The organism is Phycisphaerae bacterium, from assembly GCA_035275405.1.
Classification (GTDB): domain Bacteria; phylum Planctomycetota; class Phycisphaerae; order UBA1845; family UTPLA1; genus DATEMU01.
Genome location: DATEMU010000015.1, coordinates 286404 through 309718 on the forward strand (window position 1 = coordinate 286404; position 23315 = coordinate 309718).

The 23315-nt window shown below is 62.7% G+C and carries 22 protein-coding genes; 11 read left to right on the plus strand and 11 right to left on the minus strand.

What is annotated here, in order from left to right:
* Nucleotides 1-25: 25 nt before the first annotated feature.
* The gene (locus tag VJZ71_18950; GenBank protein ID HKQ50161.1) at nucleotides 26-1855 is read right to left on the minus strand and encodes a cytochrome c peroxidase; all 1830 of its coding nucleotides are present in this window, start codon (nucleotides 1853-1855) and stop codon (nucleotides 26-28) included.
* Between the two features lie 283 nt (nucleotides 1856-2138).
* On the opposite strand from VJZ71_18950, the gene xerD reads away from it, so the two are divergent.
* Nucleotides 2139-3134 (plus strand): site-specific tyrosine recombinase XerD, encoded by a 996-nt coding sequence (xerD, locus tag VJZ71_18955; GenBank protein HKQ50162.1) that lies wholly within the window; start codon nucleotides 2139-2141, stop codon nucleotides 3132-3134.
* On the opposite strand, the gene VJZ71_18960 is transcribed toward xerD, so the two are convergent.
* Both VJZ71_18960 and VJZ71_18965 read right to left on the minus strand, forming a co-directional pair.
* Entirely contained in the window at nucleotides 3135-3503 is a 369-nt protein-coding gene (locus tag VJZ71_18960) for a hypothetical protein (protein HKQ50163.1), read from the minus strand.
* On the minus strand, nucleotides 3500-4462 hold the full coding sequence (locus tag VJZ71_18965) for a DnaJ C-terminal domain-containing protein (protein HKQ50164.1): 963 nt from the start codon (nucleotides 4460-4462) through the stop codon (nucleotides 3500-3502). The genes VJZ71_18960 and VJZ71_18965 overlap by 4 nt, the downstream gene beginning before the upstream one ends.
* A gap of 179 nt (nucleotides 4463-4641) precedes the next feature.
* Between VJZ71_18965 and VJZ71_18970 the strand changes: the two genes are divergently transcribed.
* Together VJZ71_18970 and crcB are read left to right on the plus strand one after the other, a co-directional pair.
* Nucleotides 4642-5895, plus strand: coding sequence for a nitrilase-related carbon-nitrogen hydrolase (locus VJZ71_18970; protein ID HKQ50165.1), 1254 nt, complete (start codon nucleotides 4642-4644; stop codon nucleotides 5893-5895).
* Entirely contained in the window at nucleotides 5892-6281 is a 390-nt protein-coding gene (gene crcB / locus VJZ71_18975) for a fluoride efflux transporter CrcB (GenBank protein ID HKQ50166.1), read from the plus strand. The genes VJZ71_18970 and crcB overlap by 4 nt, the downstream gene beginning before the upstream one ends.
* Nucleotides 6282-6289: 8 nt before the next feature.
* On the opposite strand, the gene VJZ71_18980 is transcribed toward crcB, so the two are convergent.
* Both VJZ71_18980 and VJZ71_18985 read right to left on the minus strand, forming a co-directional pair.
* Nucleotides 6290-6955 (minus strand): PH domain-containing protein, encoded by a 666-nt coding sequence (locus VJZ71_18980; protein HKQ50167.1) that lies wholly within the window; start codon nucleotides 6953-6955, stop codon nucleotides 6290-6292.
* 43 nt (nucleotides 6956-6998) lie between these two features.
* On the minus strand, nucleotides 6999-7730 hold the full coding sequence (locus tag VJZ71_18985) for a superoxide dismutase (GenBank protein ID HKQ50168.1): 732 nt from the start codon (nucleotides 7728-7730) through the stop codon (nucleotides 6999-7001).
* Between the two features lie 210 nt (nucleotides 7731-7940).
* Here VJZ71_18985 and VJZ71_18990 point away from each other — a divergent pair, with 210 nt between their 5' ends.
* Nucleotides 7941-9059 carry a Xaa-Pro peptidase family protein gene (locus VJZ71_18990; protein ID HKQ50169.1) on the plus strand — a complete coding sequence of 373 codons (1119 nt, stop codon included), beginning with the start codon at nucleotides 7941-7943 and terminating at the stop codon, nucleotides 9057-9059.
* Between the two features lie 38 nt (nucleotides 9060-9097).
* On the opposite strand, the gene VJZ71_18995 is transcribed toward VJZ71_18990, so the two are convergent.
* A complete protein-coding gene (locus tag VJZ71_18995; protein HKQ50170.1) occupies nucleotides 9098-9676 on the minus strand; it encodes a hypothetical protein in 579 nt (192 codons plus the stop codon).
* Nucleotides 9677-9835: 159 nt separating this feature from the next.
* Here VJZ71_18995 and VJZ71_19000 point away from each other — a divergent pair, with 159 nt between their 5' ends.
* From VJZ71_19000 to VJZ71_19015, 4 genes are all read left to right on the plus strand, one after another.
* Nucleotides 9836-10210, plus strand: coding sequence for a rhodanese-like domain-containing protein (locus tag VJZ71_19000; GenBank protein ID HKQ50171.1), 375 nt, complete (start codon nucleotides 9836-9838; stop codon nucleotides 10208-10210).
* A gap of 46 nt (nucleotides 10211-10256) precedes the next feature.
* Nucleotides 10257-10898, plus strand: coding sequence for a uracil phosphoribosyltransferase (upp, locus tag VJZ71_19005; protein HKQ50172.1), 642 nt, complete (start codon nucleotides 10257-10259; stop codon nucleotides 10896-10898).
* A gap of 210 nt (nucleotides 10899-11108) precedes the next feature.
* Nucleotides 11109-12227 carry a VOC family protein gene (locus tag VJZ71_19010; protein HKQ50173.1) on the plus strand — a complete coding sequence of 373 codons (1119 nt, stop codon included), beginning with the start codon at nucleotides 11109-11111 and terminating at the stop codon, nucleotides 12225-12227.
* A gap of 1332 nt (nucleotides 12228-13559) precedes the next feature.
* The gene (locus VJZ71_19015) at nucleotides 13560-14483 is read left to right on the plus strand and encodes a PEP-CTERM sorting domain-containing protein (protein ID HKQ50174.1); all 924 of its coding nucleotides are present in this window, start codon (nucleotides 13560-13562) and stop codon (nucleotides 14481-14483) included.
* A 603-nt stretch (nucleotides 14484-15086) separates the two neighbouring features.
* On the opposite strand, the gene VJZ71_19020 is transcribed toward VJZ71_19015, so the two are convergent.
* The 3 genes from VJZ71_19020 to VJZ71_19030 all read right to left on the minus strand — a co-directional run bounded on the left by VJZ71_19020 (nucleotide 15087) and on the right by VJZ71_19030 (nucleotide 16830).
* Complete coding sequence (locus VJZ71_19020; GenBank protein ID HKQ50175.1) at nucleotides 15087-15401, minus strand: hypothetical protein; 315 nt, start codon at nucleotides 15399-15401, stop codon at nucleotides 15087-15089.
* 300 nt (nucleotides 15402-15701) lie between these two features.
* Complete coding sequence (locus VJZ71_19025; GenBank protein HKQ50176.1) at nucleotides 15702-16208, minus strand: hypothetical protein; 507 nt, start codon at nucleotides 16206-16208, stop codon at nucleotides 15702-15704.
* Between the two features lie 310 nt (nucleotides 16209-16518).
* Nucleotides 16519-16830 carry a hypothetical protein gene (locus VJZ71_19030; GenBank protein ID HKQ50177.1) on the minus strand — a complete coding sequence of 104 codons (312 nt, stop codon included), beginning with the start codon at nucleotides 16828-16830 and terminating at the stop codon, nucleotides 16519-16521.
* Between the two features lie 313 nt (nucleotides 16831-17143).
* Between VJZ71_19030 and VJZ71_19035 the strand changes: the two genes are divergently transcribed.
* The 3 genes from VJZ71_19035 to VJZ71_19045 all read left to right on the plus strand — a co-directional run bounded on the left by VJZ71_19035 (nucleotide 17144) and on the right by VJZ71_19045 (nucleotide 22691).
* Complete coding sequence (locus VJZ71_19035) at nucleotides 17144-18766, plus strand: FHA domain-containing protein (protein ID HKQ50178.1); 1623 nt, start codon at nucleotides 17144-17146, stop codon at nucleotides 18764-18766.
* Between the two features lie 48 nt (nucleotides 18767-18814).
* Entirely contained in the window at nucleotides 18815-21697 is a 2883-nt protein-coding gene (locus VJZ71_19040) for a serine/threonine-protein kinase (GenBank protein HKQ50179.1), read from the plus strand.
* Between the two features lie 94 nt (nucleotides 21698-21791).
* Nucleotides 21792-22691 carry a sigma-70 family RNA polymerase sigma factor gene (locus tag VJZ71_19045; protein ID HKQ50180.1) on the plus strand — a complete coding sequence of 300 codons (900 nt, stop codon included), beginning with the start codon at nucleotides 21792-21794 and terminating at the stop codon, nucleotides 22689-22691.
* A gap of 12 nt (nucleotides 22692-22703) precedes the next feature.
* Here the strand turns inward: VJZ71_19045 and VJZ71_19050 are convergent, their stop codons facing one another.
* Together VJZ71_19050 and VJZ71_19055 are read right to left on the minus strand one after the other, a co-directional pair.
* On the minus strand, nucleotides 22704-22880 hold the full coding sequence (locus VJZ71_19050) for a hypothetical protein (GenBank protein ID HKQ50181.1): 177 nt from the start codon (nucleotides 22878-22880) through the stop codon (nucleotides 22704-22706).
* Nucleotides 22858-23286, minus strand: a complete 429-nt coding sequence (locus VJZ71_19055; protein ID HKQ50182.1) for a hypothetical protein — start codon at nucleotides 23284-23286, stop codon at nucleotides 22858-22860. Before VJZ71_19055 ends, VJZ71_19050 begins: the two co-directional genes overlap by 23 nt.
* Between the last annotated feature and the right edge of the window lie 29 nt (nucleotides 23287-23315).

Here is a 23315-nt window from a genome sequence, read left to right on the forward strand (position 1 = left end):
GAAGGTGGGTTTTTTTATCGATGCCTTACGGCTCCTGCATCGCCTCCTCAACGAACGGCTGAACGTCGGCGAGATTGACCAGATTATCTCCGTTGAAATCGCCGTGGGCCGCATTGCAATCAGGATAGTGCACCGCGTACCCGGCGGGATCGAGCATCGCCTCCGTCAGCGCCTGCACATCGAGACCGTTTGCTACGCCATCGCAATTCATATCCCCGCCGCACAGGTAGGGGATCATTCGGAGATGGGCGATGGGTGACAGCGCGATGCCGTCCGCGGCGGCGGGATCCTCGACACGCCATTGCAGGTACACATCACAGGCCGACACGGCGAGTTGATCGATCGGCCATTGCCAGGTTCCTAACCCTGCGCCTGCTCCTGCGCCGCCGAGCGTCATCGGGCCGTTCAACACCGGATTAACAAGCTGCCCATTGACCGGCGCTGATTCCGAATAAGCCACGTAGGCCTGCGCGCCGCCCAGGGCCGAGGCGACGCCGATCTTGAAGTCGATGTTGCCGACGTTCGGCGGGCTCACCGCGATCATGGCGGGAACGATACCATTCGTCCCCGGCGTGCCCGCGCCGACGATGGACGGATTGCGATTGGGCCGTTCGGAAAAGAGCATCGGCCGGTCAAACGGAAATTGCTCCGCCGCGGCCCGAGGGTCGGTCAGCCCGTTCACCAGGAAGTCGATCACCTGCGGTACGGCCTGCGGCGGCAGCGCCACGGGCAGGATCGGCGAGCGATTGTCCGGGAATTGGGCGGCCCCGTTGGCATAGAACCCGATCACCTGACCCAGGGTGGAGAACTGCCCATTGTGCATAAACGTCGGCTTGAGTCCGACGTTGCGCAGCGTGGGCACTTTGAATCGGCCCCGATCCCCCGCGAGGCCGGTCACCGCCTGCCGCCCGTTGTCTTCGGCGAGGGGGCGGAGGCCGATGTTCTGAAACGTATTATTGGTGAATTGCGGCGGGACGTGGCAGATCGTGCAAGGGGAACCGCGAAGGACATTCAGTCCTTGCACCTGGTTCGGCGTCAGCGCGTTTTGGTTGCCCGCATTGAACGCATCCCAGGGCGTCTGGTTGGGCACGACAGTCCGCTCGTAGGTGGCGATCGCATAGGCGATCCGCTCGGCGGTGATGGCCGGATCGCCAAAGGCGGCGGCGAAGAGATCAGGGTAACTGGGATTGCTGTCCAGGACCGCCGCGATGTCCGCGGGCAGATTCGCAGCCAGAATCATCGGCGTGACGAGAGCCAACTTGGCGATCACTTCCGGCCATGAGCGGCCGACGTGTCCCATCTCGACGCTGCTGAGGATCGGTGCGATGGCCTGGCTCTCCAACGCACCGCCCAGCGGAATGCTGACATTGCCCGACTCCGGATTGGTGAACTCCGATCGGGCCCGGCCGTCCCAAAAAATGTCCTGCGCGAAAAAGCCGAACATGAACGAATTGGCGGCGCGGTTTGTAATCTGTGGGAGCAGACCAAACACGGGATCAATGCTGAATTTGTTGGTCGTGTCCGAACTGATGACTCCCGGCGAAGCGAGTTTGTCATCCGGCGTATTCAGAATGAGGTCCAGCCCCGGGTTACGCGCAATGCGTGGATCATTCCCGCCGACGGCAGGGCGATGGCAGGTTCCGCAGGCAACCGTGTTGTCGCTGGACAACTGTTCGTCCCAGAACAAAAGCTTTCCGAGGATTCGCTTTTCTTCCGTGATGGGGTTTTGCGGTGGTACGGGCGGCGGTGGCAGGGGCGGCACCGGTGGTTGAGGTTGAGCGGAAAGCGGGATCGCAAAAAACAGCGTAATTAGAACCGAAGCGCAGACGGACCTTCCAACTCGATAGGCATCCATGAGAACCACTCCCTCACCCCGGCGAGCCGCTCCTTCGTCGAATGCCGAAATGCGACGAAAAATCCCGCCTTACCATCCAAAACGCCCGTCAACGGCCGGTTATTGTTTGCCATGCCTCTTTTTTTTACCAGCCCCCGCCAATCTCATCGCGCATCGGGCGAATGGCCGACCGGTCGCGAACCAAGTGTGTCTCTACGCTCAACTTGGCTCGACACAGAGGTCGATAAATGGTCTGACGTCCGCGGAGGCTCGCCACCTTCGTTGTTTGGGAAGGCGGTCCTTCGTGCAGCCTCAGATCGTACGACGCCCCCCGACGATTCCGCGGCCCGAGATCGCGGAAGTCCCGCTGGGCGTCTCCGGCCCATCCGCGGGAAGTCCGTCGGCGAACTGGCCGGTCTTGTTGCGGCAATTCGTCGATTATCTCGTATCCGAGTGCGGTCTGGCGGCCAACACCATCGAGGCGTACACCCGGGACCTGCGGGAATTTCTTGTCGAATTGGACGCCCGGGACGTCCGCACCGTCGATCACGTGACGACGCTGACCGTGCGGTCCTATCTTGTCCGCCTTTCGGAACGCCGGCTGGCCCTCTCGTCCATCGCTCGTCATCTCGTATCGGTCAAGATGTTCCTGCGCTACTTGTTCATGGTCCGCGCGGCGACGACCGATGTGAGCTCCCTCCTGGAAACGCCCAAGAAGTGGAAGACCTTGCCGCACACGCTCCGGCAGCGTCAAGTAGAAGACCTGCTCGCTGCCCCGCAACCGGGCGAACCTTTTTACGCCCGCGATCGGGCGATTATGGAAATGCTCTATGCGACGGGCATGCGCGTTTCGGAATTGGCCGGCCTGCGGGTCAAGGATGTGAATCTCGACGTCGGCTACGCCCGCTGTTTCGGGAAGGGCGGTAAAGAGCGGGTGGTGCCGATCGGCTCCCATGCCATCGACGCCGTCCGCGAGTACCTTCGGTCCTTGCGCCCAGCGATGACACTGGCGGCCGGCGACATCGAGGCCCTCTTCGTCTCGCGAACCGGCTCGCCGCTCGACCGCACGAACATCTGGCGGCTGGTCAGCCGCTACGCGGGCATGGCCGGCATTCAAATCCCGGTAGGCCCGCACACCCTCCGCCACTGCTTCGCGACGCACCTACTCGAAGGCGGGGCCGACCTGCGCATCGTTCAGGAACTCCTGGGCCACGCCAACGTCGCCACGACGCAGATCTACACGCACGTCGACTCCAGCCGCCTGAAATCCATCCACCAGAAATTCCATCCGCGGCAATAGCTATTCCTCTCTCGGTTCGCCCTCTTGCACATCATGTTCCGGAACCCGGTGCATCCTCCATACGTCCTCGCTCGGCGTAGGCGGCGGCTTTTCACGAAAAAGGTACGCCCGATAGCGAAGGGAAAAACGGATGATGACCCATGCAGCGATGAAAAAGATCAGCAGTAGGACGGCGGCCCAGAAAAAGACCTGCCGCCAGTGAAGAAGGCGCTCGTCGCCGGAGAGCGCGGAGGCGGGCTGCGATGCCGCCTCATTAACGCGGGCCGTTGTTGTGGGAGGTTCACCTTGCCCATACGCGCGGGGTTGGCCGGAGAGATAGGCCGTCACCAGAGCCGCGACCAACAGGGAGCGCCGAGTGATAGGGCTCACGACCACAGCCCTTCGCGCGGAGCGCCCACGTTGGATGCGGCCAGTCGATCCAGCAGCTCCCGTTGCTCCGGCGTCGGCAGCGGCGGCGGGACGATCTTGATGACCACAAATTGATCGCCGCGCTGGCCCGTCTTCGGATTGGCGACGCCGAGCCCCGCCAGCCGCAGCCGCGAACCGCTGGCCGTCCCCGGGGGGATGGTGACCGTGCGGACGCCGTCCAGCGTCGGCAGATCGATCTTTGCACCCAGCGCCGCCTCCACGATCGTCAGCGGCGCCTCCAGGTAGATGTCATGATCGACGCGGCGGAAATACGCGTGTGGCTGAATATTGCAGACAACATACAGGTCTCCGGCCCCGCGCCGATTCATGTTGCCCTTGCCCTTGATGCGGATCCGCTGGCCCTCGTTGACGCCCGGCGGAATCTTGACGGAAATCGTCTCGCTCCCGCGCGAGCCGGTCAGTTGCAATTCCAGCGTCGTCCCGCGAATCGCCTGGTCAAACGTCAGCAGGACAGCGTGCTCAACGTCCTGCGCGGGCATCGTCGCCGTGGACGCGGCCTCGCGACCATCGCCGCGCTCGCGGAAGAACCGCTCGAAGACCGAGCCCGACCCCCTTGCACCGCCGCCGCCGCGGGTGAAGGCGAAGTCAAAGATGTCGCCGAGATTCTCGAAGTCGATCGGAACGCCGTCAGCAGAAGACCACGCCTGCGGCCCGCCGGCCCCGGCAAAGCGCGGATCGACGCCCGCATGGCCGAACTGGTCGTATCGCTGGCGCTTGTCCTTGTCGGACAGGACGTCGTAGGCCTCCTGAATTTCCTTGAATCGCTCCCCCGCGTCCTTGTTGCCCTTGTTGACGTCGGGATGGTGCTGTTTGGCAAGGCGGCGATAGGCCTTCTTGATATCCGTATCGTCCGCGCCACGCGAGACGCCGAGCACTTCGTAATAATCGCGTTTGTCCATCTTTGCTCGCTCGCGCCGGCGCGGTCTGTTGGCCGACAACGGATTATATGGACAGTGGCATTACCAGCAATTTACGGGCGTCGGTCACAACCGCTGGCATCACCGACAAAAACGTCTATCATGCAGCGGTCGCGGCTGCGCCGCCGAGCGGCGCCGCCGGCCGTACAGGAGAACGTTGAATGATCGTGTCATGCGGCCAGATGCAGGCGATGACGCTGGCGGAGTCGGCGGGCGTCTGGCAGGTGGTGGAGAGACTCGCGAATCAGGCCGCAGAGGCCGGCGCGGACCTGCTCGTCCTGCCGGAGGCGACCTATCCCGCCTATTGGCTCAAGTCCGCAACCCGCTACATGCAGACCGACATCGAGCGCACGCCCGTCGTCCTGGACCGCTTCTCGAAATACGCCGAGCGTCATGGACTGTGGCTTGTCGTCGGTTTCGTTGAGGAGTCCGGCGGCAGGCTCTACAACAGCGCCGCGGTCATCGATCGCGGCGGGGCCGTCGTCGGCATCGCCCGCAAGAGCTTCCTCTGGGACTGCGACAATCGCTGGTTCAGCCCGGCGGAAAAACTCTCCGTCTTCGACACCGAATTCGGCCGGATGGGCGTCCTCATTTGCGCCGACGCCCGCGCGCCGGAAATCGCCGCGACGCTCGCGGCGCAAGGCGCGCAGTTCATGATCCTCCCGACCGCCTGGGTCAACGCCAGCAAGGAGCGCCGCGTCTATCGCAATATCCACCCCGATTTCCTGATCCGCGCCCGCGCCATGGAATTCGGCGTCCCCTTCGCCTGCGCCAGCAAGAGCGGTCGGGAGGGTGATTTCCTCGAGTACGTCGGCCAGAGCCGTATCGTCTCCGCAGAGGGCCGCGTTCTGGCTCAGGCCGAGGCAGAGGGCGAGCATTTGATCACCGCTGAAATGACGCCGCACGACTCCAAGCCTCCAAATATCGACGCCGCAACGCTCAAGCGCGTTCTGAGCCCGGAACCCCCGTATCGAGCCGCTACGCTCGGCGGTCGTTGTACGATCCAACTCCGCGCGGACGCCGATGGTATTTTCTCGACCCTGCAATCCGCCGGGGCGCGGGTCGCAAAGGTTGCGGCGTCCGAGCTGGCGACCTTTCCGCCGTTACGCTGTCACGCGCTCTCCGGGGCGCAGGTCGTCGTCGCCAAAGGCCGAGTGGCGGATGAGGTCATGGCCCGCGCCCGCGCCGCGGAGAACCGTGTTTACGTCATCGTGGCGTCTGACTCCGCGCAGCTCGTCGTCGATCCCGACGGGGCAATTATCCGGCGAGAAGCGGACGGCTCGCAGGCGTTGGAACTCGACCTCGCTCGCTCCGACATCAAGAAGTTCACCCCCGCCACGGATCTCTGGGAACAGCGCCACGTTGCGTCGTATCGATTAGGCGAACAAGTAGCATCCTGTCCCGCAAGTCTATGAACTGGCTCTCCACGGCGGCACTGATTGGTCTGGCCGGCTTCGTCGGCTCCATCTGCCGGTTCGCCGTCAGCGGCGCCGTCACCGTCCTCGCCCCGCGCGGCTTTCCGACGGGGACGCTCGTGGTCAATGCGACGGGCTGTGTGCTGCTGGCGTTCTTTCTCACGCTGATCCGCGATCGCGTCGTGTCGGACGCCCTGCGGCTGGCCATCGCCGTGGGCTTCGTCGGGGCCTACACGACCTTCTCGACATTTGCCTATGAGATCTATGAACTGGCGCGGAGCGGTCACTCATTCCGCGCCGGCCTGTATCTCATCCTGAGCGTGGCGCTGGGATTGGCGGGCGTCTATCTCGGCATCCTCCTGGCCCATCGTCTTGAACGATCGTGACGCCCGCGTCACACATTCTCCACAAACAGCGCCCCCTTGCCCCTCGCCCCGCGGACATTACGGCGGACGTGTTCCGCGACTTCCGCAGGAGCGCTCACGGATTGAAGGACCAGCTTGTTGTCGGTCTCGTCGGAGCTGATGATCTCGATGTCGCCGGTATTCACGATACGGTCCACGACCCCTTGGCGAAGGCGCACATCCTCGACCCGGACCAGCTCCAATTGATCAGTCGTTTGCGTGAGAATGCCGCGGTGCAGGAACAGCCGCTGCGTCGTCAGGCGATAGCGCCGGCTGAAAATGACGAGCCCCTCGCGCACCAGTAATGTGAGCGCGGACGCGCCGATCAAGAGCCATGCGGCCGTTCGCCCCGTCGAGCCGGCGACGGTCCATTTGAGGGCGGCGTACAAGACGGCAACGCTCACCAGCAGCCAGAGTAGCCAAACCCCATAGTACGCTTTCCAGGCCGGCCGGCCCTCCCAGACCTGCTTCTCCAGCGCCGGGTCGCGATAAGGGTCCGCCGCGCGGGTCACAGCGGCAGAAAGCGGGTTGGAGTCCGCCGTCGCAGGCGGCGCGCTCGCCGCGCTGGCGGCGTCCGCATCGTTAACCGCGGCGCCGCAGCTTTTGCAGAACTTGCTGTCCGCCTCAATCTTGGCATGGCATTTTACGCAGTTCATCGTCCGCCCTTAAGGCACCGGCTAATAGCCGGTGCGGCTCGGCTCACGCATGCGCCATCGCCGCGTAGTACCGCTCGGACACATTCTTCCAATTGACCACGTTCCACCACGCCTTGACGTAGTCCGCCCGCTTGTTCTGGTACTTGAGATAGTACGCGTGTTCCCAGACGTCGCACATGAGCAGCGGGACGGTCCCCGCCGGCGTCCCAAGCTGCTGGTTCATGATCGTCAGGACGACGAGCCGTCGCAGCGCGGGGTGGTAGGCGAGTATGCCCCAGCCGTTGCCCTCGACTTTCTCAGTCGCCGTCGTGAAGTGGGCGAGGAACTTCTCATGGCTGCCGAAGTCGCGGGCGATGTCCGCGGCGAGCTTGCCATCAGGTTTCCCTCCACCACCCTTACCCGCCGGGGCCATGTTGTTCCAGAAGACGATGTGGTTGAAAAAGCCGCCCGTGTGGAAGGCCAGTTGCCGCGAGAGACCGGGGACATCGGCCATGTCGTTCGCATCACGGGCCGCGGCCAGACCCGCCAGCGCCTTGTTCAGACCATCCACATAGCCCTGGTGATGCTTGTCGTGGTGAATGCGCATGGTCTGTTCGTCGATGTACGGCTCCAGCGCGTTGTAGTCGTAGGGCAGCGGCGGCAGAGTGTAATTCGCAGGCGGCCCGCCGCCCGGCTCATCAAACGCCATCGCCGGGAGCACGCCAAGCTGTTCGGGCAGAAGTGCCAACCCGCCGAAAACCCCGAGACCACCAAGAAAATCGCGTCGTGTCGCCATGGGTAGACTCCTCTCAAAAAACGAAGGACCTCTGTCTCCCGCCGGCGCTACTATGGCGCGCCGCGCGCCGGCCCGCAAGCCGTAGCGTCCCCCCTCTGTGGGGGACGACGAATCGCTCGTTTCACTCGCCTATCGGCTTCAATTGCCAAAAGAGCGCCGGCCGGATACAACAAACCGCGTCTTGGTATCTCAACGCAGGGGAGTCGTCTCATGAACGCCAACCGCCTGGATCGCGTCCGCTCCGCCATGAAGTCCGCGTCGCTGGACGCCCTGTTTCTCTCCAACCCCAAGAACGTGCAATACATCACCGGCTTCAAGCCCATGATGCCGGGCGACGTCCAGCCCTTCGGCGACCCCGAAGGCTTCGCCTTGATCCACGCGGCCCGTTGCGACCTCCTCTGCGACGGTCGCTACATCACCGGCGCTTCCAAGCTGCCCGGCGTGACGGCCCAACAGATCGAGTCGCCGACCAACGCGGCAGTCTTCGCCAAAAAGATCACGGACCTCCTGCCCGCGGGAGCGAAGCGCGTCGGCTTCGAGCAGGACGCCCTCCTCTACTGCGACGCGACGGGCCTGATGAAGGAGGCCTCCAAATACGAGTGGTCGCCCGCCGAGGAAATCCTGGCGACGATCCGCGTCCGCAAGGGCCCCGACGAAGTCGAGCTGATCCGCAAGGCCCAGGCCATCACCGGCGACTGCTTCAAGTACATCGCGGGCTACATCAAGCCGGGCATGACGGAAAAACACGTCGCCCTGGCCATCGGCAACTACCTCCGCGAGAACAGCGACGGCAACAGCTTCAACCCGATCGTGGCCTTCGGCGAGACGAGCTGCAATCCGCACTACGAGCCCTCGCCAACGCGCAAGCTGGAGAAGAATCAACTCGTCCTGCTCGACTTCGGCGGCATCTACCAGGGCTACTGCGGCGACCTGACACGAATGATCTACATGGGCAAGGCCGATGCCCGGACCCGCGAGGTGTACGACCTCGTGCTCGAAGCGCAGAAGCGCTGCCTCGACGGCATCCGCCCGGGCAAGACCTGCCACGAACTCGACGCCCTCTGCCGCGACTTCTTCGCCTCCAAAGGCTGCGCCGACGCCTTCCAACACGGCACCGGTCACGGCGTCGGCCTGGCGATCCACGAAGACCCGCGCCTGAAGAAGACAATCCAGAAAAAAGTCGAGGCGGGAATGGCCGTCACCGTCGAACCGGGCCTCTACTACGCCGGCTGGGGCGGCATCCGCATCGAGGACCTCGTCGTCGTCACCGAAACGGGCCACGACAACCTGACCACGACGCCGAAGCAACTGCTGGAGCTGGCGATTTAGTTCATCATTCGAAATTGCCCCTAACGCTCCGGACGCCGTCACCCGCGCAACACCGCCCCCGTGACGCTCCCATTGGCGACTCTTTTCTCAACCTGACGGCGCTGCGGATCCGAGACCGTTAGCCAGATCAGTTGACCGAGCGGGGAGAGCGCCGGCGGAGACTCCATGGAGGCCAGACCGTCGAGCATAAGTCGATCGGGAGCATGGCGCGCGAGGTCGGGCTCGCGCATCTCGTGCCAGGTCTGAATCGTCTGGTCAATGATATCGGAGTCGGGTCCTTCCCGGGCCTTGAGACAGGCGAACGTCAACAGCGCGGCCGTTTCCAGCCGGTAATCCGCGTGGTGGGCAACGCCAAAGGCCCGCGCCGCGAGCCGGGGCCGGCCCTCCTGCAAGTACGCGCAGCCGAGCAGGTACCAGGCGGGGGCGCTGAGGTCCAGACCCTCGACGTACTTCCTAAAAACAGTGCGGCGCGCTTGCGGCGCGGTCTGTTGCCAGAGCTGCATCGCGTCCTGGTAGAGACGGCGGCGCCGCCGGGCGGTGCGGAGTCCGGCGACGAGCATCGAGACAAGGGCCGCAATTGCAAAGCCGGCGAACCACCCGGCGAACCACTTCCACATCACCATCACCGCGCTTTTAGGGAGGAGGTGGGCAGGTGTCAAACGGAGTGCGCATCGATCCGCTGAGGCGGCCGGCGTCCAAACCTTGACGGTCGGGGCGCGGCCTTCCACAATTCGGCGGGGAGGACTTGGCCGGTACTCGGATCGGAGGTATCCACCATGGCGAGACATGCACCGCGATTTTTGAAGCTCGTCGACGAGGCCAAGAAGGGCATTCGCGAAACGACGATCGAGGTGGTGAAACCGCGGCTGGATCGCGGGGACAAGTTTGTTCTGGTCGACGTCCGCGAAGAAAGCGAGTGGGCCGCTGGGCATCTGCCCAAGGCCGTCCACCTCGGCAAGGGCATCATCGAGCGGGATATCGAGCAGGCCATCCCCGATACCAACGCCGAGATCATCGTCTATTGCGGCGGCGGGTTTCGCTCCGCGCTCACGGCCGAGAGCCTGATGAAGATGGGCTATCAAAATGTCATCTCGATGGACGGCGGCTTTAAGGCCTGGCGCGAGGCGGGGTATCCCGTTGTGAAGGATTAGGCGGCGTGGGGAATTGCAAATCCATCGCGATGGGGCGAGACGGCCGATGAGCGCACGCACCTGGCCCAATGTGACCGTCATCCGCCATCCCGTCGTGCAGCAGGAGCTGACGGTCGCGCGGGACAAGCACACGGGCGTGGAACAATTCCGCCGACTGCTGGGGCAGATCGCGCGGCTGATGGCGTTTGAGATTACGCGCGACTATCCCACGGCGCCGCGGAAGATTGAGACGCCGATGGGGCCCTGCGAGGGGCAGGTGCTTGCGCGGGGGCTGACGCTGGTACCCATCCTTCGCGCGGGATTGGGCATGGTCGAGGGGATTCTGGAACTGCTGCCCGCGGCGCGGGTGGGGCACTTGGGCATCTATCGGGAGAAGACGACGCTCAAACCGGTCACGTACTACAAGAAGCTTCCGCCGGACATTGCGCAAACGGACGTCATCGTGATCGATCCGATGCTGGCGACGGCGGGCTCGTTGGCGGCGGCGATTGATGTTATCAAGGAGACCGGTGCGGATCGCATAAAAGTGCTTTGCCTGGTCGCATCGCCGGAGGGGATCGACTTTCTCTGCAAGCAGCATCCGGATGTGGCGATTTTCACAGCCGCCGTGGACGATCATTTGAACGACCATGGCTATATCGTGCCGGGGCTGGGGGATGCGGGGGATCGGCTTTTCGGAACGGCGTAGCGTCCGGCGTCTCGGCGGACGTCTAATGCTGAGTTGTCTGCGATCAAAAACCCGCGCCCATGGCAATGCGATCGCGCCGCGGTCCTCTTCGGCCCCCGGGACGGGGGCCGCTACCGCCGGTCGCCCTTCCTCTCCTAAGCAGCCGATAAATCCATAGGACCGGTCCTTCGACTTCGCAGGCTTAGAGTCTGTGGCACAAGGGGTACGATCATGGGTAAAGCGACACTGGGCATCGAACGATTGCATAGTCTCGAGATCTCCGTCTTTGATTCCGCGCCGTGGGTGGCGCACTTGACGGACGGGTTCGGGTTTCAGCATCTGGCCAAAAGCACCGGCGCGGCGGAAGAGGCGGGCGGGACGCGGCGGAGCTGGCTGCGCTGCGGGGACGTCGGCGTCTTCCTGAACGAGCCGGCCTATCCGGGCTCGCCGGTGCGGCGGTATCTTGAGCGGCATCCCGAGGGCATCGCGCGGGTGAACTTCCTCGTGCAGGACATCGAGGCGACCGAGGCGCAGCTTCTGGAGCGGAACGCCGCGGCCACGGATTTCATTCGCAGCGAGGATACGCCGGCTGGCCCGTGGCGGACGCTGGCGATCGCGACGCCGCTCGGCGATGTCGAGTTTGCGTTCATCCAGACGCCGGACGCGGCGGATGCGCTGCCGCCGGGGATGGAGCGCCTGGACACGCTCGACGCGGCCTACAACCCGCTGGGGTTGGCGGGCATCGATCACCTGACCGCCAACGCGCGGACGCTTATGCCGATGCTGGCGTTCTACGAGCATGTCATGGGCTTTTCGCGATGCTGGAACGTGCAGTTTCACACCGAAGACTTCCGGCCGGGCGTGGGGAGCGGTCTGAAGGCGGTGGCGATGGAGGATGCGGCGAGCGGGATTCGGATGGTCACGAACGAGCCGCTGCGACCGCGGTTCGCGGAGTCGCAGGTGCAATTGCACGTCGATACGAACCGCGGGCCGGGGATACAGCACGTCGCGCTCGCCGTGGCCGATATGTCGAAGGCGACGGGGCATTGCCGGTCGAATGGCGTCTCGTTCATGCCGACACCCAAGGCGTACTATCAGGCGCTGCCCGGACGATTGGGCGCGCAGGGCGTGCCGAGTTTGTCGCTGAGCATAGAGGAGATCGAGCGGCTGGGCGTCCTCGTGGATGGGGACAAGAGCGGGTATCTCCTGCAAGCGTTCTGCCAGGACCAGGCGGTGCAGTTCCGCCGACCCAACGCGGGGCCGATCTTCTTCGAACTCGTCCAGCGGTGCGGCAGCCAGCGATTCGGCGAGGGCAACTTCCGGGCGCTGTTCGAGGCGATGCAGCGGTAGGGGAATGCAGGAAACGAAAGTCGTTCACCACAGAGGCACCGAGGACACAGAGGTTTTTTTTGTTGGTGGAACAAGGCGGAACGGGCCGGAACGGATAGAGGCTTGAGACCTGAGGCCTGAGGCTTGAGGTGGGGAACGCGGAAGAAGCAACGTAACCACAGATGAACGCAGATGGACGCAGATTTTTTTGGGCCGAAATCGAGCGAGAACGAGCGAAATCGATCCACAGATGACGCCGATCGACGCAGATATTTTTTTGGCCGGAAAAAGCCGAACAAAGGTGAAATAGGCCGACAAGGCACGATGGCGCGGAGGCACACAGGGCCGGACTACCAAACGACGTTTCGGATTGATCGCAGTTCATGGCGGGGAAACTCCGGGGCGGTGAGCCTTCAGCCATAAGCCGTAAGCCATAAGCTCGACGACAATGGCGGCTGCGCCGCTTTTTTCTGTTCCTGCCCTCTATACTTGCTTCGCGCTCCCTGTGAAAAGAGGCACGAAGTCACTGAGGCACATAGGCACGGAGGGGCGAACGGAGTCAAGAGAACAGGGGTCAGGGGTCAGGGGCTTGGGAATGATGAGCAGGGGAAGGGAGCAGGAGAGCAGGTGACCGTGGGGGAGGGTGGTGTTGGTCGGGGCGGGTGAGAAGGCCCTGAAGGATTGGCCTGATTGCCTGCCCCCACCACCAAGGCGAGGTCTTGCTGACACGGCGGGTTCACCACCCACTGCGGCGGGTAGACTCTGGATCTTCGACCCGCCCAGGTCGCCCAGGCGACTCGACCAGGCGAGCGGATCTGCGACTTCGACGTGGCGGGAGGCCCCCTAGAATGCCCTCCCTACATTTTCAAAGACTCTTTGGGCAGTGTTTGATTTTTCCTAGGGAGGGCAATGCTTTGTCCTAAGACTCCGAATAGTGTCGGCCCCGCATGCACACCTACACATCCTTTTGTGATATGATGCAAACAAATCCGCGAGCCTCCCACTCAGGTGTGCGCCGCGGGTTTCCTACGACGAGGGGGAGCCTTAATGCCGCGTGCTTTTTTCAGGACAACCGTGAATCACCAGCTATTGGTCCCCGAGTCCAGAGATGACGGCCCATCGTCCCCCCATGATTCGCGGTGCTTCTTCCAAATTCTCATCGCGCTTGTCCAAACGTCATTCCCCGCACCCGCCCGCGCCGACGCTGATCCGCCCTCTTTCATGGGCCTGGGCCATCTTCCCGGTAGCACCGTCAGCGTTGCAAACGCCTTGTCGGCGGATGGTTCAGCGGTGGTTGGATACAGTTATTCGCCCGGGCTATACCAGGGGTTCCGATGGACCCGCTCAAGTGGCATGACTCCCCTTGGATTTCTTCCCGGAAGTATATTGACTATTCCTTATGGCGTGTCCGCCGACGGTTCCGTCATCGCAGGATCGGCTAACTCTTCGTATTCCACCAACGAGGCGTTTCGTTGGACTCAAGCGAGTGGAATCTCTGGATTGGGACAGTCCGCCGGCGCCTATCTTAGCGGTGCCAGAGGAGTCTCGGCGGATGGCTCTGTTGTCGTCGGCTGGTACGTGAATGACTCGGACCAAGATCAGCCGTTCCGATGGACACAGGAAGATGGCATGATCGGTTTGGGCCAGCTACCTGGAGGATATTCAAGCGCCGCCGGTGGCGTGTCTGCCGATGGTTCGCTGATCGCAGGCTGCGGCTACAACATGCTCGGGCAGCAAGAGGCATTCCGTTGGACAGAGAAGGAAGGGATGGTGGGCATTGGGTTTCTGCCTGACGGCAGCTCGTTCAGCTGCGCACAGAGTGTCTCCGCTGATGGTTCGGTCATCGTGGGTCTTAGCGGTCAATCTCCCTGGGTAAATGATCAGGCATTCCGCTGGACTGAATCAGATGGAATGGTCGGCTTGGGCTATCTGCCGGGCGGAAATGACAGCCAAGCCACGTCCGTCTCCGCCGACGGCTCTGTCATTGTCGGATACGGCAATAGTCCGCTCGGTTTGCGTGCCTTCTTGTGGACTCAGGCAGATGGCCTGAGACCGCTGGCGGATGTCCTGGGAAACGATTTTGGCATGGATATTTCCGGGTGGACTCTCCAAATTGCGAGCGGAATCTCGGCAGACGGATCGACGATCACGGGCTATGGTCTAAACCCAACGGGTGCTACTGAGGCTTGGATCGCCCACATTCCGGAACCGAGTACATTAGCCTTGTTTTCTGCGTGTTTGCCTTTGGCTACGCGATCGAGGCGGCGGCGGGGCTGAGTATCATGTTTCTGAGGGCGGGGCCAGCTGTGGTAGCATTCCAGCCGCGATGTTGTCACAAAAACAGATAAACTGCCCCAACCCGAACTGTGGTTATCGCGGGCCCGCCAAGCTCGTTCCGCCCCGCAACCGATTCGAGTCGATCTTGTGGTTCCTCTGGCACATTATCCCGCATTCTCTCTACCTCATGCTGGCAGGCAACTACGAATACCATTGTCCTCGGTGCGGCGCGCGTACCGACAAGCGTGAATAATTCAAACTGTACCAATACCGAAGGCAGTCACCCAGGCGACTAAGCTGCGGCACATAAGACAGCATCGCGGGGAGGGCAGGTTTGGAGGGCTTGTAACCCGTATCGCGACAGAGCGTAATTCGACCCCTATGGGGTCGGGATGGCAAGCGCGGGCTGCGGTCCAGTGGCGGCGCTGCGCTTACCACTGGCTACTAACGGTCATCCCTTCGGGCTGGTCATTATCACGACTCGGACACGAGACCGTAGCCCGCCTGCTTCCAGGCGGCGACGCCGCCGTTCAGGATCTTGACGTTGATGAAACCTTTGCCCCGATATTCGGCTGCCCGACGGGCAGCGCTGGCGTCCTTCGGTCAGGCACAATAGAAGATGATCTCGCTCTCCTTCGCCAGCGAGGACTCACGGGCCTGCAACTGGTCGAGCGAGAGCGCGCCTTGCAGGTGGTTCTTGTGGAACTTTTCCGGCTTGTCGTAAGCGCACACCAGGAGGGCAGCGCCCGAATCGATCCGGGGCTTGGCATCCTGCGGGTCGATCCTTGCGATCGCGGTTTGGGGGCCTGCCGCCTTATGACCGTCGGGTCCTTCTGTGCGAACGTCCCCCTCTTTTGCCGCACAGCTCGCCAGGGAGATGAGAAGTATGACCGCCAGGGATGATCGAAGGCTGTTCATGAAATTCTCCTTGTGCGTCGAGGCTATAGAGACCGGTTCGTCCGGTCAGCACTACCAGAAAGCGCTATCAGAAAGTCTCGGCTCGACATCACAATAGTAGCTCTTGGGCGGGCGGTTTACCAGGCTTCCAGGGATTGAAACCCCTGGCAACCATCTCTCCAGGCGTTGAAACGCCTGGCAATTCCGGCGCGCCGGAACGCCCTCCGGGCGACGAAGCCTTGGTGGCAAGAATCCCCCGGTCATTGAGGCAAAAACCCTCCGGTTATGGAGGCAATAACCCCCCGGTCATTGACCGGGGGCTCAAAGGGGTTGCGCGCGGGCAAACGGAACGATGAAATCCCACGGCTTGGCGGGAAGCCCTAATTCGAGATTGTGGCGTTCGACGTAATCAATCCTGTTGCGCACTGCCGCCCGATCAAAACAAAAGCGCTTGTCGTATCCGTCGGTCCAGATAGGGCGGCCGACGCAGAGGCCATAGCGCGCCGCATCCTTGGCGCATTTTACGATGTCGGGGATGGGGTGGTCCGTGGGCCCCATCACGACGTGGCAGTGCCAGGATTGCACGGTGAGGGCGAGAAGAGCAACGTTCTTTCTTTGTCGCAACGAGTCTCCGATGCAACGTCCCACGGATAGGAACTGCGACTCGGCGAATAGAAATGGCTTGTGCTGCGAACGGTGCCGATCGGCGGTTTCGAGTTCCGGATCGGGTGGGAGCGTTTTTCCGTTTTCGACCCAACCGCGCTGATCGCCGCGAAGCCACGTACCATAGGTCGTCAGCGTGATCATCGTGGCGAGGATTTGATCCATGGCGAGCGTGATGCTAGGCGCTTGAATTGAGTCCGTCCAATGCGGCAGAATCTGCATCTGCTTTGCCCCCCGGTCATGGAGGCAATAACCCCCCGGTCATTGACCAGGGGCTAAATAAGCGTGGGCGCAAGAAATAGCCCACGGAGTATGAATCATCCGTGGGCTTGCGCGTCCATCAGAGGGCCGCGTTCTCTACTTCCGGCGTATTTCTTTTTACGGCAGGTCCCGCCTGGGCGGATCTTCGACACGAAGACTCGACGCTGCCCTACAGGGGACGGGCAGGGACGCCCGCCCCACTGTGTGCCGCCCGTTACGAGCGGGCGGGGTTCTTTTTCTTCCAGAATTCGTCGCCGTAGAAGCCGTCGTCATAAAAGCCGTCATCGTAGAAGCCGTCGTCATAGAAGCCGTCGTCGTAGTAGCCTTCCTCGTAATAGACTTCGTCGTAATAGCCGTCGGAATACCCCCAATCGTCGAACCCGAAACTATCGAAGCCGAATCCGAAACCGCCGCCGCCGCAATCGTAGCCGTAGTCGCAGTCGTCGCAGCCGTCGGAGCCCATCATGGGCACCAGCATGGTTACGAGCATCAGACTCAAGACGAGTTTCGAGATTCTGGAACGCATGGTCAGTTCTCCCCTGTTTTTGGTGCCTTTCTCGGCCTTCCGAAGGCCTTTGGGCACTGCTAATTCTGACACTGGGGCGAGGGGGACGTTAGAGGGGCTGGTATTGGCCTGATTTGATGGAAAGAGAGCAGCCGAGGGCGGCTCCTCTCAATTGGAAGACGTGACCGGGGGGAATATTCCCGGGATAAGGGCTAATACCCCGTTGGCCGGTCGGCGGGGGCAGGCCGGTTAGAATACGTGGATTCGTCGGGCGGGTGGCGACAAAGCAGAGCTTTGTCGTCCCCCGGCGCGGCCTGAGGCAAGGAAGAGCGAGATGTTTGGTCGACGAGCGGCGGGACGATTGAAGGACGCGGAAGAGGCCCTGGCGGACGGGCGGCTGGACGAGGCCTTTTCGCTGGCGGACTCGCCGGATGTCGTGATGTTGGGGGCGGCTGACCGGTTCGTCGCCGAACTCGTAGAGGCGCTGCTTCGGCGCGGGCAGGATCATCTGATGTCGCGGCGGTTTGGCGAGGCGCTGGCGGATTTTGATCGGGCGGCGCGGTGCGGTCGGGATGGCGCGAAGGTTGAGGAATGGCGGCGGCGGGCGCGGGAGGCGCTGAACCACGAGATGCGGGTCGAGGGCGAACAGAACGCGGCGCTGGCGGCGGGACATCATCGCCTGGCGGCGGGAAGTCTGGCCGGGGCGCAGGATGCGCGCGAACGGGCGCCGCTGGATGACACGGCGGCGGCGGCGCTTTCGCAGGCGATCGGTCGGCAGGCGGATCGCGCGAAGGAGGCGATCGCCGCGGCGGAGTCGGCGCTGGATGAAGGCGATCTGGTTCGGGCCTCGCGGGAGCTGGCGGCGGCGCGACGATTGCATTCCAAGGCGGATGAATTGGCGGCGATGGAGACTCGGCTACTGGAGCGCGTCATGCAGCAGGTTGCGGAGAGTTTTGCAGAGGGCCGACTCAATCGAGCGCGACAGGAATTAGCGCTGCTCGGCGAGATCGGTCGGGAGCGACCGGATCGGGTCGAGATTGAACATGCGCTCGGGTTGGCGGGTGATGCGGCGCGGGCGCTGGCGGAGGATCACTACGTCCAGGCGGGCGTGTTGCTCGGGCAGCTCGGTCAGTTGGGGCTGTCGGCGAAGTGGATCGGCGAGGCGCGGGGACATCTGGATGTGCTCGACGAACACCGACGGGCGCTATTGGAAGGCCCGCTGGGGCTGTTGGTCGGTCGCCAGGCGGCGCGAGTGGCGGTGACGGACCAGCGGGTGACGGAGGAGACCGTTTCGGCGCGGCCGCGGATGATTCGACCAATTGACGATGCGCCGTTGGTCGTGCGGCCGGCGGCGGACGCGGGGATGCTGCCGCGGCGGCTGTTGCTACGGATCGATGGCGTCGGCAGCTTTGTGCTGATCCGCGGAGATCGGGTGACGATCGGCCGTGCGGGCGGCGGGGCGGATTTGGAACTGCTTTCCGATTTGGCGGAGCGGCAGGCGGAGATCATCCGCGCGGCGGAGGACTATTTCGTCGTCGCGACGAGTGGCGTCGAATTGGCCGGGCGGCGAGTGGATCATGCGTTGTTGCAAGAGGGCGATCGGCTGGCCCTGGGCAAGCGTGTGCGCCTAACATTCCGGCGGCCGAGCTTGAAGAGCACGACGGCGGCGCTGGATCTGGGCGAGGGTGTCCGGACGGCGGGGGATTGCCGGCGTGTAATCCTGTGGAGCGGACCGTTACTGCTTGGTAACAGCACTGATTGTCATATCCGGCTGCCGGTCGGCGGACTGATCTTGATGGAGCGGGCGGGGACGGTGATTGTGCGACCGGTCGGCCCCGGTCAGCAGGCGGTGACGGCGCTGCCGCTGGGCGTGACGACGACGGTGGGCGAGTTGGGGATGCGGGTGCAGAGTCTTAACGGAAGTAGCGGGGGCGGAGTCGGACGTGTGGTTGGGTAAGGTTGCATTCGTCGGCCGCCGAGACGGCGGCCGCTACTAGGAACTGCGATGGCGTTTCAATTCAAACAAGGTGATCGGCCCCTTACGGGCTACACGATCCAGCGTGCAGTCGGCCGCGGCGGGTTCGGCGAGGTGTATTACGCCATGAGCGACGGCGGCAAGGAGGTCGCGCTCAAGTTTCTGCGCGAGAATCCGCAGATTGAGCTGCGCGGCGTGTCGCACTGCCTCAATCTGAAGAGCCCGTATCTCGTTTCGATTCATGATGTACGCCAGAACGATGAAGGCGATTACTTTGTCATCATGGAGTACGTGAACGGGCCTTCGCTGCGCGATCTGATGAATGATGACGCAGCGGGGCTGGGCGCGCAGAAGGCGGCGTATCTCTTGCGCGAGATTGCCAAGGGCCTGGCGTACCTGCACGATCGCGGGATCGTCCATCGCGACCTGAAGCCGGGCAACATCTTCTATGAAGACGGCTATGTGAAGATCGGGGACTACGGCCTGGCCAAGATCATGGCGGCGAGTCAGCACTCGGGGCAGACGGTCTCCGTCGGCACAGTGCATTACATGGCGCCGGAGGTCGGCAGCGGAAATTATGACCGGACGATCGACATCTATGCGATGGGAGTGATTCTGTATGAGATGCTGCTGGGGCGCGTGCCGTTCGCCGGGGCGACGATGGGCGAGGTGCTCATGAAGCACCTGACGGCCCAGCCGGAGGTGGATGAGCTGCCGGAGCCGTTCCCGCATGTGATTCGCAAATCTCTGGCCAAGGATCCGAAGGATCGCTACCAGACGGTCAACGAGATGATCGCGGAGGTGTTCTCCGTACCCGCGTTGGATCAGTCGGTGGCCACATTTGAGGCGGGGAGTCTGTCCACGATTGCGGCGCGGGTGGCGCGCGACGTGCAAGTCGGCGCGGCGGTCGGCGGCGCGCCCTACGGGGCGACGGTCACGACATTGGGCACGGGGAGCAGCAACGTCGGGCAGGGTGCAATGACGCCGACACCGGTCATTCCGGGGTTCGGCGGGCCACCCGGACGGTTGGGGAAGCTGCACAATCGCATCGGCGCTCGTGTGGAACGGATGGCCCAACGGATCGACGGGACAGGGCTCGGTCAACAGATGCGTCATACCGGGCAAAGCGCCGCCAGCCACGGCGCGAAAGTCACCATCGCACTCCTGCTGGCTGCGGGGATTTCGTTCGCCGCCACCCTCATCGCCGGCGAGGGGAACCGCGCTTTGTTCGCGGGGATCGTCTTTCTCCACATTGTCAGCATCGTGCAGGGTGTCTTAGTCGGTACGTGGTGGAGCTATGAACACCTGAAGATCGTGGGCATCTGGGTTCCCCGGTTGATTATCGCCGCGCTGGCCTGCGGCGGGTTGGTGGGAACCAGCGCGCTTGCGGAATCGCTGAATCAGATTGGCGGCGTCGGGACGTGGGTTCGTGGCTTGGGGGCGTGCCTGATCCTGGGCGACTGGGCCGGCCGGTTTTACGAAGGTCGCAAAGGCCAGGTTTCGCTGGGATCGGCGTTCTCGATCGGGCTCTGCGGGTTCGTCGCAGGCATCTTCTTTACCAGGGGCGGGGCGTTCGAGACGGCGGTGATCGCGGCGGCAGCGTCGCTGGTGGTGCAGGCGGTAGGGAGCCTTTGGCCGCTGCCTGCCGGGGCGATCGTGCCCAAGACAAAGAGCGATGACGAGGAGGAAAAGAAGGAAGCAGAGGACGAAGAGCTGGAAACGCCCGCACCGGTCGCGGTCGAGCCGCCGGGCTTTTTCGCGAAAGTCCATGTCGGAAAAGGCGCAACGCCGGCAGTGCCGGCCGCGCCCGCCATACTGGCGCAGGATCGGACGGATACGCGGGATCGCGTGCGGCGCAGTGCAATCATCCGGTCAGGTTGGCTCTTGTTGTCTTCGATCGCGTTCTGCGGGAGTGTCGTACTGTTTGCCGCGCCGCATCTCATGGAAACGAGCGCGAAAGATTACAGTCCAGTCCTTGGGAAGAACATCGACGAGGATATCGCGTTCTTTACTATGTGGGGAACGAGCGTTGGATGTTTGTTCTTGTTCCTGTTTACCCGGTCGTGGTCGGGATACAAAGTCGGGTTTTGGCGGGGGATTTTGCGGCCCGGCGTATTTTTCGGCGGCTTGGCGTTGTCGGCCTGTTGCGGAATTGCCATGGGGCTCTTGAAGTTGCCGAAGGAAGCGCCGCCTTTTGTCCTGGGCGGGATCCTGTTCGGGGCCATTTCAGCGCTTTTTGTGTGGTTCGTGCCGGTCTCGCCCTATCGACCGCGCGGACGGGGCCGGAACCTCATTGATGACGAGGGACGACTTGACGAGCAGGAAGAAGCGCGGCGCGTCAGCAGTCGGAGGCTGCGCCGGATTGCTTTTGCCGTATTCGGAATCATGTGCGGGATCATCGCCATCGTTGGAGCAAGTGCGCATGGGCGCGACGCGGAGGAGGCGATTCCTCCGATCGCGATCATTGGGACCATGGCTTCAGCCAGCTTGTTCTACTGGTCGCACCTCGCTGGCAAGCCTCCCAAGGAAAAGGTCGAGAAATTGACGCTGCCCCTGCGGCGTGTGTTTGAGGTTGATGCCAATGCCAACTTGTCCCGGCTGATCGAGCGGCACCTGACGATGTTCGGTTATCGGCTGGCGGCGAAGTCGGACCTCTTGTGGTCCTTCGAGCGCGGGAACTGGGCGCACCAGTTCTGGCATTCCGATGTGCGGCAGTGGAAACTGAAGCTGAACATCGCAGCCTATGAACTGGACACCGGCGGGTATCGCATGACGTGTTACCTCGATATGGACGCTTCGTTCAATCAGCCCGATGCGAAGCAACTAGCGGTTCTGGATAGCGAGCTTCTGGACCTCAAGGGGCTGCTCGGTGGACGGGATGCGCCTTCGGGCGGGGCTCCTCAGATGGCGTAAACATCTGGTCAACGAACCCTCACCCCGTCCCTCTCCCTAGGAGAGAGAGGGGGTGTTATGCTGCGCCACCGACCATTCCGAAAGGCGAGGCTTGTTGGACCCAACTCACGACGCCGACAGTTTTCTCATTGCCGCGATTCGCAAGGGCGATGAGCGGGCGTGGCATCAGCTCATTGAGCGCTATCAGGGGCGGCTCCTGGCGTTCGCCCGGGCGCGGCTGCGCCAGCCGGGGGAGGCGGAGGATGCGCTGCAGGAGACGATGCTGGGGTTCCTGACGAGTTTGAAGCACTACGACGCGGCCCGCTCGCTCGAAACATACCTGTTCGCCATTCTCCGTTACAAGATCAGTGAGCTGCTGGAGAAAAAACAGCGACGGTCGGAATATGTCAGCGGTTTTGATGTCGATGACGAGGGGCCAGGCCTTGCGGAGCCGTCGGACACGGAGACGCCCAGTGATGCGGCCGCGAACCGCGAGCGGGCGGCGCGGCAGACGGAGGTACTGGCGACGATCCTGCGGCGGTTGATCGAGGAGCTGCGCGACAAGCGCAAGCTCGACGATTTGCAGGTGATCGAGGCGCTCTTTTACGTCGGGATGCGCAATAAGGAAGCGGGGGAGTTGTTCAAGCGGGATGAGAAGGCGATCGCGGGGGTCAAATTCCGGGCGCTGGATCGGCTGCGCGAATTTGTGGAGGAACTCGATGCCGACGACCGTGGGCTGCTGGAGGGCGAGCTATCGGGTGAGGCCACGATCTGCAAGGTGTGGCGCGAGCGGCGGCTGTCGTGTCTGAAGCGAAGCACCATCGGTTCGTACCTGCTCGGCGTCGTGGAGGAGCCGTGGCAGTCGTACACGGCTTTTCACCTGGAGACGGTACGGTGTTTGATGTGCCGGGCAAACCTGGATGATCTGTCGGCGGAGGCAGGGCCGGCGGGCACGCCGCAACTGGCGGAGCAGATGTTTCAGTCGAGCGTGGGGTTTTTGTCGCGAGCGAAGTAGGGAACTTTCGCTCTACTCTTCCGAATCGCCGTTCCTTCGAAGTCTCTGTTGGCGTTTCGCGAGTTCTTCATGCTCGTGCCGGTAGTATTCCAGCAGCTCCGTCTGCGAGAGCCCCTTAAGCTCATTGGCTCGGCGTTGCTGTGCATCATCTTTCATCTTGACACAATCAAACTTCTTCTTCGTCTTCATAGGCAATAACCTCGCTCGGCGAATGGATCGCCAGTTCGCAATAGCCACATCGCTTGTTTACCGCATTGTAGTGCGGAACTTTGTCGAAGTGGACGATGTGTCGAAAATTCCAGCTCACGATCAGGTCGGCGGCCGATACCGACGCCAGTGCGACGTGGAGGGCGTCATCCGCCCATTTCCGCGTCACGATTCGTTCTGAGAGATAGGCCGCCTGTAATTCCAGAGCTCGTTCACCTATTTGGATCAATTCGGCATCGCGAAGGACCTGATCGTACAGGTCCCGTACCTCTTGCGGTGCTCCGCTGATTTCACCAGTTACCAAGGCCGAGGTGAGAATCAGGAATCGATCAGCCCGCGCTTGGTCGAAGAAGGCCCGGCTGTCCTCGTCGAACTCCTCATCGAACACGCCGCCATACACGGATGCGTCAACATACG